The following is an 11622-nucleotide window of genomic DNA, read 5'->3' as shown; positions in this document are numbered from 1 at the left end:
ATGGCGGTGGCAGGGCCGACGCGTCGGCGGGCACCATGGTCACGGCCGGGCGCGGTCGCGGGAGTCCGCCCGCGACGGCCTTCGAGCGGAGGACGAGATGAGATCGGCGATGGACGAGCGGGCTCACCGCCGGCAGAGATGGGCGGCCAGGGGCGCCCTGGCCGCGGCCGCCCTGGCGGCCTTGCTGCCGCTCGTCTCCGGCGGTCTGCGAGGGCTGCTCCTGCTCGTGGCGGGCCTCGCGGGACTCGCCCTGACCGCTGCCGCGCTCTGGTGGGTCCTGTCCCGGCGGGGAGCGGTCCGCATCGCGTCGGCCGCGCTGGCCGTCGTGGCGCCCGTCGGCCTCATCACCCTCTTCGCCGCCGCGAATCTGCTCTGGGTGGTCTTCCTGTCCCTGCTCCTGTGGTGCGCGGCGGTCTGGAGCGGCCGCTACGCCCTGCGCAGCACGGGCCTTCGGTCCGTACGGGTCAAGGAGTACCGCACACCGCCGCCACTGCGCCCCTTCCTGCTGCTCAACCCGCGTTCCGGCGGCGGCAAGGTCGAAAAGTTCAACCTGCAGGAGAAGGCCGAGTCGCTGGGCGCCCGGGTCCTTCTGCTCGACCCGGACCAGCACCAGGACGTCACCGCCCTGGCCAAGGCCGCGGTGGCCGACGGAGCCGACCTCCTGGGCGTCGCGGGCGGTGACGGCACCCAGGCCCTGGTCGCGGCGGTCGCCGCGGACCACGGCCTGCCGTTCCTCGTCATCGCCGCCGGCACGCGCAACCACTTCGCCATGGACCTGGGCCTGGACCGGGACGACCCCGCCACCTGCCTCGACGCCCTCACCGACGGCGTGGAACTCCGCGTCGACCTCGGGTTCGCCGACGGCCGCCCGTTCGTGAACAACGCCTCGTTCGGCGTGTACGGGGCCGTCGTCCAGAGCCCCGGCTACCGCGAGGACAAGGTGGGCGCCGCCCTGGACCGCCTGCCCGACCTGCTCACCCGGCAGAGCGGCCCGCGTCTGACGGTCACCGCCGACGGCACCACCGTCGCCGACCCGCAGGCGATACTGGTCAGCAACAACGCCTACCGCATGGACGACCCCTTCGGCTTCGGACGGCGCGAGCGGCTCAACTCCGGGCGGCTGGGCGTGCTCGCCGTCCGCGTGGACAGTGCCGTGGAAGCGGCCGAACTCCTGCTGTCCCCGCGCCCGGAGGGGCTCACCGTACTCACCGCCCAGCATGTCGTCGTCGACGCCGACGAACCGCAGCTGGAGGTCGGCCTCGACGGCGAAGCGCTCAGCATGCCCGCCCCCGTCCACTGCCGCATCGCGCGCCGCGCCCTGCGGGTCCGGGTGCCCCGCAACCGCCCAGGAGTCCCCGAGGCGCCCCCGCGTCTCGACTGGCGCCGGCTGCGCAAGCTGGCGGCCGCGGTCGGCCGCACCGCCGCGCCCACCCGTTCCCGGCGCACCTGAGTGCCGTCACGGCCGTCACGGACGAGGTCCCCCCTGCGATCTGGCAGGGGGGACCTCGTCCGTTGCGCCGTAGGTCACGCCTCCTTCGGACCGGCCTGCTGCACCACCTCGAAGGACCACAGTGTCGAGCCGCTCGCGGCGGGCTTCGGCCGTTCGCCGCCCTCGCCGCCGCCCTGGTGCGCGGACTTCATCGGCCCCTCCATCCAGGCCTGGAACGACTCCTCGTCACGCCACCGGGTGTAGACGAGGTAGGTGTCGGTGCCCTCCACCGGGCGGAGCAGCTCGAACCACTCGAACCCGTCGGAGTTCTCCACGGCGTGCGCACGGGAGGCGAACCGCTTCTCCAGCGTCTCCCGCTGCTCGGCGGGCACGGTCAGCACGTTGATCTTGACTACGCTCATGGGCCCCATCTTGCCCGATGGCGCATCTGCGGAGATGGGGACCCGCACGCCCCCTGGTTTTGAACGTGTTCAAATATGGGCTACGGTCGCTCTCACACGTCGAGGGGGAGACCTTCATGAAGTTCGTGATACCCGGCGGCACCGGGCAGGTCGGCACCGTTCTGAAGCGCGCGCTGAGCGCGGCGGGGCATGACGTCGCGGTGCTCAGCCGGCACCCCGCAGGGCCCGGCGAAGTGCACTGGGACGGCGCGACCCTGGGGCCCTGGGCGGCAGAGATCGACGGCAGTGATGTCGTGGTCAACCTGGCCGGCCGGAGCGTCAACTGCCGCTACACGCCCGCCAACCTCCGCCAGATGTGGGACTCGCGGATCCACTCCGCCCGGGTCGTGGGCGAGGCGATCGCGGCAGCCGGCCGCCCGCCCGGGGTCTGGCTGCAGATGAGTACCGCGACCGTGTACGCCCACCGCTTCGACGCGGCCAACGACGAGGCCACCGGAGTGATCGGCGGTACCGAACCCGACGTCCCCGGCTACTGGGGGTACAGCGTCGACATCGCCAGGGCCTGGGAGCGTGAACAGGAGACGGCCGACACCCCGCACACCCGCAAGGTGGCCCTGCGCACCGCGATGGTGATGAGTCCGGACCGTGGCGGCGTCTTCGACGCCCTGCTGCGGCTGGCCCGGCTCGGGCTCGGCGGCCCCGTCGGCGGCGGCGCCCAGTACGTGTCCTGGATCCACGACCGGGACTTCGCCCGGGCGATCGAGTTCCTCGTAGCCCGGGACGACATCGAGGGCCCGGTCAATCTCGCCGCGCCCGGGCCCGTGCCGCAGCGCGACTTCATGCGCGCCCTGCGGGTCGCGTGGGGCGTCCCGGTGGGCCTGCCCGCGACGCGCTGGATGGCCGAGGCCGGAGCGTTCGTCCTGCGCTCGGACACCGAACTGCTGCTGAAGAGCCGCCGCGTCGTCCCCGGCCGTCTGCTCGGGGCGGGCTTCGCCTTCGAGCGTCCCGAGTGGCCGCAGGCCGCGGATGACCTCGTACGACGCCTCCGCGGGTCTGCGGTGGGGTGACCGTGGGTCAGCTCTGGCGCTTGCCCTGCTCCAGGGCCTTGCCGGTCATGTCGGTGACCTGCCCGGCCGGCGGCTCCTCCGCCTCCACCTCGATGCCGAAGTCGGTGAAGTCCATGACCGTGCGCACCGTGACCTTCTCAGTCGCGGACGAGGCATCGGCGGAGGACCGCTGCGTCGCCTCCGGAGCCCTGACGGTCATGTCGATCTGCTGACGGCGCATCCGGCCCTCGTCGTCCAGCCACACGTCCATCGGCAGGGTGGGACCGACCTGCTTGCGCAGGGTGTCGCCGTTGGGCAGCTCGGCGACGTCGACGGAGACGCGGTAGTGCGTGGTCTTCACGCCGTTGACCGTGGCCGTGCCCTTCTCGGTCACGTCCTTGTCGGTGATCGCCTTGGCATAGGCGGCGGACTGCGCCGGATCGCTCATGGACCGGTCGCCGGTTCCCTGCTGAGCCGTGACCTTCCCCAGGTCGATCTTGATCCAGGGCTTGCCGCCCGGCGCCTGGCCCTTGGGCATCTTCTGGTAGAGGACCTGATCGATCACCCGCTGCTCGATCCGCTGCCCCTGCACCGTGAGGGTCATGACGCTGTCGCCGTCGTCCAGATCCACCGCACCCTGCCCGTTCGCGGTCTGCGACGCGCCCTGGGCCGAGGTCTGCACCCGCAGCTTCACTTTGGCGGTGTCCTCCTCGGCCGTCCTGTCGTAGGCCGATCGCACCGCCTGCGTGCCCTGCTCCTGGGCGCCGGCGCTCGACTTCGCCGAGGTGCCCCGTGCGCCGTCGCCCGAGGCGCCGTCGTCGCCGCAGCCGACCAGCACCGTCCCCGCCAGGACCCCGGCGACGCCTAAGGCACAGACCCGCCTGCCGTCTCCCGCCCTGCCCATCGGACCAGCTCCTCTCAGGTGTGTGGAGCGACCCAAGTGCCCAAGTCGGGCATGAACACACCTGTGTGTCCAAGGAGTTGGAAACCGGGAGAAACGGCCGGCCCGGTCAGCGGCGACCCCTGAGCTTGCCGAGCAGACGCTGGGCCTGGGCCCGCTTGCGGGGGTCGGCCGCGGCCCGCCGCGCCTGATCCACGGCCCGCCGCCCCTGCGGGCTCCGGGCGAACTGCTTGATGCGATCCAGCATTCCGGCCATGACGCACCTTCCTTCCTGTCGTGATGCCGCTTGCGTGCAGTGCGCCTACCCCTCCGGCGCGGTGCTCAGGCACACCCCTGCCCGATCGGTGGGCGACCGAATGTGTTTGCCGCCGGAGTCAGAGGCAAGTCGGTGTCCATGACTGAAGAGAACAAGCGCACGAATCAGAAGCCGACCTCCGTACAGACCGCCGAGTCCAAGGCCCGCCGCACGGCGGACAAGGCCACCGAGCCGGCGTCCCAGGCGGCGAAGGGTGCCGCGGGCAAGGCCGGTGAGGCGGCGTCAGCGGCCAAGTCCGGCGCGGAGCGCTCCGCCGAGACGGCGAAGACGGCCGCACAGACCGCGGCCAAGGGCGTCGAGGCGGGCCGCCAGGCGGTCGTCACGGCCTCCGGCCACGTCGCCACCACGGCGAAGACGGCCTGGACGGTCATCGCCCACCGCAAGTTTGTGGCCGCCGGCGTCGGAGCGGGCCTGACCGCCCTGACCGCGGCGTCCTACGCCGTCGGACGCCGCGCGGAACGCGGTGCGCACGGCCCCCTCACCCGGCTCACCGGCGGGCGGATCTGAGCACGGCCGGCGCGATGGGCGTGCCGGCACGAGGGGAGCAGGCGGCGCGGCGCGCCACCGGGTGTCCCGGGGGCCCGTAGCGCCGCCTCCTCGTGCTCCGTGCCGCTGTCTTCCGCGTGGCATGGCGCACATCCGTCCTCCACCGGGGTGCCCCCTCGCGCGTCACCGCTGTGACGAGGAAGGATGAGACCCGCAAGCGAAGGAACACCCCATGCGGAGGAGCGGGCCCATGCAGCACGAGCGAGCGGGAAGTCCGGCCGGACCCGAAGATCTCGTCGATGTCGCTCGGCTGGTCACCGCGTACTACGCGCGCCGTCCCGACCTGGACGATCCGGGCCAGCGCGTCACGTTCGGGACCTCCGGACACCGCGGCTCGTCACTGGCGAGCGCGTTCAACGACGACCACATCGCCGCGACCAGCCAGGCCATCTGCGAATACCGCGCCGGCCAGGGCATCGACGGCCCCCTCTTCCTCGGCGCGGACACCCACGCCCTGTCGGAGCCCGCGCGCGTCACCGCCCTGGAGGTGTTCGCCGCCAACGAGGTCACCGTGCTGATCGACGAGGCGGACGGCTACACACCGACCCCGGCCGTCTCGCACGCCATCCTCACCCACAACCGCGGCCGCGCGACCGGCCGCGCGGACGGCGTCGTCGTCACGCCTTCCCACAACCCGCCCGCAGACGGCGGATTCAAGTACAACCCGCCCAGCGGCGGCCCCGCCGCCTCCGACGCGACGTCCTGGATCCAGGACCGGGCGAACGAGATCATCCGGGGCGGCCTGAAGGATGTTCGGCGCGTCTCCTACGCCCGCGCTCTCGCCGCACCCACCACCGGCCGCTACGACTTCCTCGGCACCTACGTCGCCGACCTGCCCGGCGTGCTCGACCTGGACGCCGTCCGCGCGGCCGGTGTCCGCATCGGAGCCGACCCGCTCGGCGGGGCGTCGGTCGCCTACTGGGGCCGCATCGCCGAACAGCACGGCCTGGACCTGACGGTGGTCAACCCGTACACCGACCCCACCTGGCGGTTCATGACGCTGGACTGGGACGGGAAGATCCGCATGGACTGCTCGTCGCCGTACGCGATGGCCTCGCTCATCGAGCAGCGCGACCGTTTCCAGATCTCCACCGGCAACGACGCCGACGCCGACCGGCACGGCATCGTCACCCCGGACGCCGGCCTGATGAACCCCAACCACTACCTGGCCGTCGCCATCTCCTACCTGTACGCCCACCGCGAGGGCTGGCCCGCCACCACCGGCATCGGCAAGACCCTGGTCTCCTCCGCCATGATCGACCGGGTCGCCGCCGACCTGGGCCGTGAGCTCGTCGAGGTGCCCGTCGGCTTCAAGTGGTTCGTGGACGGACTGGCCGGCGGCACCATCGGCTTCGGCGGAGAGGAGTCGGCCGGGGCGTCCTTCCTGCGCCGGGACGGCTCCGTATGGACCACCGACAAGGACGGCATCCTTCTTGCCCTGCTCGCCTCCGAGATCACGGCGGTCACGGGGAAGACCCCCTCCGAGCACTACGCGGCGCTGACCGCCCGCTTCGGCGAACCGGCCTATGCGCGCATCGACGCCCCCGCGACCCGCGAGGAGAAGGCCCTGCTCGCCAAGCTCTCCCCGGCCCAGGTCAGCGCCGACACCCTGGCCGGGGACGCGGTCACGGCGGTGCTCACCGAGGCCCCAGGGAACGGCGCGTCCATCGGCGGCATCAAGGTGACCACGGACAACGCCTGGTTCGCGGCCCGCCCCTCGGGCACGGAGGACGTCTACAAGATCTACGCCGAGTCGTTCCTCGGCCCGGACCACCTCGGCCGGGTCCAGGAGGAGGCCAAGTCCGTGGTGCTGGCGGCCCTGTCCGGCTGACCCCGGGAACGCCGCAGCCCGGGCCACCCACACGTGGCCCGGGCTGTACGCGCTTCAGCCGCGCAGGCTGCGGGCGGGCAGGACGACATGCGCCGCGGAGGCCATGGCGTCCTCGTCGGAGGTGAAGGCGGCGAGCGTCTCGACGTCACCGGGCTCGGCGCCCTGCGGCCACGGCCGGGTGGTGAAGATGAGGTAGGCGTAGCCGAGTTCACCCACAGCCTCCAGCCAGGTCTCCGGTGGGACGAACTGGGACTTGAGGTGCTGCACGGTAAGCACGGCAGAGCCGGGCACCACGAGCAGGCTCACCGGCAGGCTGGGCCGCTGGGCCGCGTGGACGAGTCCCTCGCCCAGGGGGAGCCCGGCGCTCAGCAGCAGCTCCTCGATGGCCTTCGAGGTGCCCTCCGGACCGTTCGCACCGTCTCCGAGGGAGCAGGCCAGGAGGTAGGGGACGTCCCCGTCGGGGGTCGTGCCCCGCCAGGACTGGACGACGAGGGAACCCAGGTCGTCGGTGGGCACGGACTGCGTTTCTGGTGAGATCGAGGTCACCGCGGAACCGTATCGGCGTACCGGTGGCCACCCGCCCCGCCGTCACCCGACTGGACCAGCGCCCGCCGGGCTCTCCACACGAACGAGGGGCCCGTGCCCCCGGGCATGCCCGGGATACAGGACACTGGGTGAAGATCCGACCGGGAAGGACCGACACGTGATCATCTTCGGCACCAAGGGATACCTGTACCAGCTGGCGATACTGACGCTCGTGTGCGGCCAGTGCAAGAACCCAGCCGCCCACACGCTCAGGAAGCGCGTCACGAAGTTCACTTTGTTCTTCGTACCGCTGTTCCCGATCTCGACGAAGTACCTGACGCAGTGCACCTTCTGCGGCGCGGAAGAGAAGGTGACCAAGGAGCAGGCGGAGCAGCTGCAGACCCAGAGCACGAACGGCCCGAGCGGCCAGCCGCACGGGCAGCCGCAGCAGCACGACCGGTTCTGATTCCGGCGGTCGGACCGCTTCGGGACCCGCCTCGACGCCGTCACCGGCCCCTGCCCGCGGCGACGCTTCGGCACGCCCGTGGTCCTGCTGACCAACGAGAACGCCGATGGCACCTTCAACCTCGCCCCGATCTCCTCCGCGTGAGCCCGGGGCAGGACCTCGTCCTGAGTCTGGACGGTGAGAGCCAGGCCGTGCGCAATCTCGCGGAACGACCGCAACTCGTGGTCGACGTCGCCTCGCCGGAGTTGGGGGAACACACGGAACGCCTCGCCCCGCTCACCGGAGCCAGTTCCCCGGAGGCCGAGTAGCCCGTCCGCCGGCACGAGCGGGACAAGTTCGCCGCGTCGGGCTCACCCCGGCCCTCGCCGGCCTCGTGAAGCCGCCGCGAGTCGCCGAGTGTGCCTCGCAGTTGGGGGCCCGGGCCCGCGCGCTGTCACCGGGCGGAGCGGGTCTGGCCCCGAGCTGGGTCACCGCTTCCGCTCGGAGACGGCGAGGACCACTGTCCCCGCGGCCTGAGTCGTGCCGGGCCGGCGTTGATCGCAACCGATGTGGCAAACGGAGCATCCCGGGTACTCGGCCCACACAGGCCCGGACCTGTGTGGGCCGATGGGCCTCCTGCAGTCGATCAGTGAATACGGAGGCATTCAGATGAGCACCATCAAGGAAACCGTGGAAGTCGACGTCCCCGTCCACACCGCCTACAACCAGTGGACGCAGTTCGAGGAGTTCCCGAACTTCATGGAGGGCGTCGAGGAGGTCAGGCAGCTGGACGACCGCCACAACCACTGGACCACCAAGATCGCCGGGGTGCGGCGCGAATTCGACACCGAGATCGTCGACCAGCTGGCCGACGAGCGGGTCACCTGGCGCACGACCAGCGGAGACACCCACCAGAGGGGCTCCGTCCACTTCGAGCGCCTGGACGACACCCACACCAGGGTGGAGCTCGTGCTGGAAGTCGAGCCCAGTGGGGCAGTGGAGAAGGCCGCGGACATGATGGGCACGATCGACCGCCGGGTGAAGGGCGACATGAAGCGCTTCAAGCAGTACATCGAGGAGCGCGGAATCGAATCCGGCGCCTGGCGCGGCCGGGTCCAGCCGGGCGGCCCCAGCGGCCCCGGCCCCATCCTCTGACACCAGCCGCACACTCTGCGAACCCGGCCTCGCGGTGAGGCCGGGTTCTTCTGTGCCCGCGCGTCCGGCCCCCTGCGGAGAGCACGTGGACTTTCAGCCAACGTCATGACATGCACCTGTCCATCTCGGCCTCCTGGTGGCACGCTGCCCCCTGACCGTCCGCAGTGACACCCCTGCCTGACCGGGTGGACGGGCCTCCCGCCACCCGGCCCCCACAGCAGAAGGAGACCGCGTGATAGGCCGACCCCGCAGCACTCGCCCGTCCGGCGGCAGCACCCGAGTCCACCGCTCCGTACTCGGCGCGCTCGCCGGCGTCGCCGCGCTCCTGGCGACCGGCGTCACCGCCGCACCGGCGAGCGCCGCACCGGATCCCGGTGTGATGACCCCCTCGGCGCAGGAACGCGCCCTGGCCTTCTGGACCCCGGAGCGGATGCGCGAGGCCACCCCGCTCGACCTCCTCGGTGTCGACCGCACCGACGTACGGGCACCGGCACCGCGCAAGGGCAAGGCAACGGTCGTGGCCCCCAGCGCGCCCGCCTCCGCCGTGGGCCCCCTGGCCTTCCCACACGGCGGCGGACCCTGGTCCGGCGGGGGAGCGGTGGCCAAGACCGCGGGACGGGTGTTCTTCAGCTACCAGGGCCGCACCGCGTCCTGTTCCGGCAACGCCGTCACCAGCGCGAACAAGAGCACCGTGATCACCGCGGGCCACTGCGTGAAGATGGAGGGCGCCTGGCACACCAACTGGGTCTTCGTACCCGGCTACCACGACGGTCAGCGCCCGTACGGCACTTGGACCGCGTCCAAGACCCTGTCCACGCCTCAGTGGACGGCCAGTGAGGACATCAACTACGACATCGGCGCGGCCGTGGTCGCCCCGCTGGACGGGAGGAGGCTGACCGATGTCGTCGGCGGCCAGGGCCTGGCCTTCAACACCGGCTACAACAAGGCCATGTACTCCTTCGGCTTCCCGGCCGCCGCGCCCTACGACGGCGAGAAGTTCATCTACTGCAGCGGCACCACCACCCGCGACTTCCTGTTCTCCAACGACCACGGCCTGACCTGCAACATGACCGGCGGCTCCAGCGGAGGCCCCTGGTTCACCCAGTTCAGCGAGGCCACCGGGACAGGCCTGCAGTCCTCGGTGAACAGCTTCAAGTACAACTTCCTGCCGAACGCGATGTACGGCCCGTACTTCGGCGCGGACGCCCAGAACCTGTACCAGAGCGCCCAGTCGTCCTGATCTCCCCCACGGGGAGCGGGTGCTCCGCCACACCGTGGCGGAGCACCCGGCTTGCGTCCGTGGGGCGAGAAGGGAGTGAAACCGGCCATCCTCGGTCGTCGGCGCCGGGCGGAGGCCACCGCCTCACCGCCCCCGGACGGCGAGCAGGCCCGCAGCCTGCCGACCGCCCTCACCACCTCACGACAATGCCAGGCCGCGCCCATGGCTCCTCGGCACACCGGCAACCGGCCCGCCATGGGCAGATCCGGCCGCACGACACCCGCACCGGCGATTTTCGTCCACGTGCGGTCATGCACCGCGTGTCCACCGCCCGGCCGGTCCACACTGGAACCATGCGTGTGGTGATCATGACGGCTGGATCACGCGGCGATGTCGCGCCGTACACCGGGCTCGGCGCAGGGCTGGCGCGGAGCGGGCACGAGGTCACGCTGGCCACGCACGGACTCTTCGAACCCCTGGCCGCCGGCTCGGGAGTGCGCTTCCATCCGACCCCGGTCGACCCGCACGCCGTGTCCCACTCCGAGCGCGGCCGCGACCTGCACGCCAGCACCACAGGCCTCGGCAAACTGCTGCGCGCGGCGTCGATGGCCCGGTCCGCCGCCGAGGAGATGACCGACGCCCTGGTCCAGGGGGCCCGCGGCGCGGACGTCGTCCTGGCCGCCGGAGCCGTGGCACCGCTGGGTCGCGCCATCGCCGAGGGGCTGAGCCTGCCCAGCATGGGCCTGTTCCTCCAACCCCAGCATCCGACACGCGAGTTCGGCGCGCCCATGCTCGGCGGACGCTCGCTCGGCACGGTGGGCAACCACCTGGGCGGACGGGCCGTCATCTCCGCCGTCGACCGCGTCTTCACGCAGGCCACGCACCGACTGCGCACCCGGCACGGCATGACGCCGCGCGGCCCTTCCGCGAGTCGCCGGGCCCACGAGCGAGCGCACTGGCCCGTGCTGCACGGATTCAGCGGACGGGTCGTGTCCCGTCCGAAGGACTGGCGCCCCGGGCTGGAGATCGCCGGGTACTGGTGGCCGCACGACACGCGCACGCTGCCCGGTGAACTGGAGGACTTCCTGGCCGCCGGGCCCCCGCCGGTGTTCGTCGGACTGGGCAGCGCGACGGTGCCGGACCCCGGGCACCTCAGCGCCGAGATCGTGCGCGCGCTGCGGACTGCGGGACTGCGCGGCATCATCCAGCAGGGCTGGGCGAACCTCACCGCCCGCAGCGATGACGACGACGTGATCACCGTGGGCGACGTGCCGCACGCCTTGCTGTTCCCCCGCACGGCCGCCGTGGTCCACCATGCCGGAGCCGGCACCACCGCCGCCGTCCTGCGCGCGGGCGTCCCCACGATCCCGGTGCCGGTGCAGTTCGACGGCTTCTTCTGGGCGGCGCGCCTGGTCGCCCTGGGGACGGCCCCGTGCTCCGTCCCCCTGCGCCGACTCACCGCCGGCACACTGGCCTGCGCCCTGCACAGCGCCACGGGCGACCCTCACCGCCGCGACCGTGCCCGGGAGTTGGCCCGCGGCCTGGACGAAGAGGACGGCGTGACCCCGGTCCTTGCCGCCCTGGACCGGCTCACGGCCTGACTGCGCTGCCCTGTGCGGACGGCTTCACGCGGCAGACCGGTCGTGCAGCCGGATCGCTACGGGAGCCGCGGTGAACTCCGGGGAACACGTCCCGACGGCAAGTGCCGCGGCAGGCAACGTTTGCCCGTCGGGGAGCGGCGTCCGGTGCGTGCTCTCGGCGTGCCGGCCGGAAGTCCTCGTACTGGT

General features: G+C 72.0%; 13 protein-coding genes. 9 read left to right on the top strand and 4 right to left on the bottom strand.

All coding sequences use genetic code 11. From position 1 onward, the window contains the following. Positions 1-109 precede the first annotated feature (109 nt). The gene (locus ACFU3E_RS22120; RefSeq protein WP_384160729.1) at positions 110-1450 is read left to right on the top strand and encodes a diacylglycerol/lipid kinase family protein; all 1341 of its coding nucleotides are present in this window, start codon (positions 110-112) and stop codon (positions 1448-1450) included. Between the two features lie 74 nt (positions 1451-1524). Here the strand turns inward: ACFU3E_RS22120 and ACFU3E_RS22115 are convergent, their stop codons facing one another. Further along, the gene (locus tag ACFU3E_RS22115; protein ID WP_031113632.1) at positions 1525-1851 is read right to left on the bottom strand and encodes an antibiotic biosynthesis monooxygenase; all 327 of its coding nucleotides are present in this window, start codon (positions 1849-1851) and stop codon (positions 1525-1527) included. A gap of 116 nt (positions 1852-1967) precedes the next feature. Here ACFU3E_RS22115 and ACFU3E_RS22110 point away from each other — a divergent pair, with 116 nt between their 5' ends. Then, positions 1968-2918, top strand: coding sequence for a DUF1731 domain-containing protein (locus ACFU3E_RS22110; protein ID WP_384160725.1), 951 nt, complete (start codon positions 1968-1970; stop codon positions 2916-2918). A gap of 7 nt (positions 2919-2925) precedes the next feature. Here ACFU3E_RS22110 and ACFU3E_RS22105 read toward each other — a convergent pair whose 3' ends face one another. Both ACFU3E_RS22105 and ACFU3E_RS22100 read right to left on the bottom strand, forming a co-directional pair. Beyond that, complete coding sequence (locus ACFU3E_RS22105; protein WP_384160722.1) at positions 2926-3801, bottom strand: hypothetical protein; 876 nt, start codon at positions 3799-3801, stop codon at positions 2926-2928. A 106-nt stretch (positions 3802-3907) separates the two neighbouring features. Beyond that, positions 3908-4054, bottom strand: coding sequence for a hypothetical protein (locus ACFU3E_RS22100; protein ID WP_384160719.1), 147 nt, complete (start codon positions 4052-4054; stop codon positions 3908-3910). 138 nt (positions 4055-4192) lie between these two features. On the opposite strand from ACFU3E_RS22100, the gene ACFU3E_RS22095 reads away from it, so the two are divergent. Together ACFU3E_RS22095 and pgm are read left to right on the top strand one after the other, a co-directional pair. Further along, on the top strand, positions 4193-4621 hold the full coding sequence (locus tag ACFU3E_RS22095) for a hypothetical protein (protein ID WP_384160716.1): 429 nt from the start codon (positions 4193-4195) through the stop codon (positions 4619-4621). Between the two features lie 229 nt (positions 4622-4850). Further along, complete coding sequence (gene pgm, locus ACFU3E_RS22090; protein WP_384160713.1) at positions 4851-6491, top strand: phosphoglucomutase (alpha-D-glucose-1,6-bisphosphate-dependent); 1641 nt, start codon at positions 4851-4853, stop codon at positions 6489-6491. Between the two features lie 54 nt (positions 6492-6545). Here the strand turns inward: pgm and ACFU3E_RS22085 are convergent, their stop codons facing one another. Then, on the bottom strand, positions 6546-7037 hold the full coding sequence (locus ACFU3E_RS22085; protein WP_384160710.1) for a DUF5949 family protein: 492 nt from the start codon (positions 7035-7037) through the stop codon (positions 6546-6548). 157 nt (positions 7038-7194) lie between these two features. Here ACFU3E_RS22085 and ACFU3E_RS22080 point away from each other — a divergent pair, with 157 nt between their 5' ends. The 5 genes from ACFU3E_RS22080 (at position 7195) to ACFU3E_RS22060 (ending at position 11436) form a co-directional block, all read left to right on the top strand. Beyond that, positions 7195-7482: a zinc-ribbon domain-containing protein gene (locus tag ACFU3E_RS22080; RefSeq protein ID WP_384160707.1), complete on the top strand. Its 288-nt coding sequence runs from the start codon at positions 7195-7197 to the stop codon at positions 7480-7482. 140 nt (positions 7483-7622) lie between these two features. Next, the gene (locus ACFU3E_RS22075; protein ID WP_384160704.1) at positions 7623-7790 is read left to right on the top strand and encodes a hypothetical protein; all 168 of its coding nucleotides are present in this window, start codon (positions 7623-7625) and stop codon (positions 7788-7790) included. Between the two features lie 340 nt (positions 7791-8130). Continuing rightward, positions 8131-8616 carry an SRPBCC family protein gene (locus ACFU3E_RS22070; protein ID WP_384160701.1) on the top strand — a complete coding sequence of 162 codons (486 nt, stop codon included), beginning with the start codon at positions 8131-8133 and terminating at the stop codon, positions 8614-8616. A 232-nt stretch (positions 8617-8848) separates the two neighbouring features. Next, positions 8849-9856, top strand: a complete 1008-nt coding sequence (locus ACFU3E_RS22065; RefSeq protein WP_384160698.1) for a trypsin-like serine peptidase — start codon at positions 8849-8851, stop codon at positions 9854-9856. Positions 9857-10188: 332 nt separating this feature from the next. Next, positions 10189-11436: a glycosyltransferase gene (locus ACFU3E_RS22060; RefSeq protein WP_384160695.1), complete on the top strand. Its 1248-nt coding sequence runs from the start codon at positions 10189-10191 to the stop codon at positions 11434-11436. The last annotated feature ends 186 nt before the right edge of the window (positions 11437-11622 follow it).

Source organism: Streptomyces sp. NPDC057424 (assembly GCF_042803315.1).
GTDB lineage: Bacteria > Actinomycetota > Actinomycetes > Streptomycetales > Streptomycetaceae > Streptomyces.
Note: the sequence above shows the minus strand (reverse complement) of the source record. Positions and strands in the feature narration are given on the sequence as shown.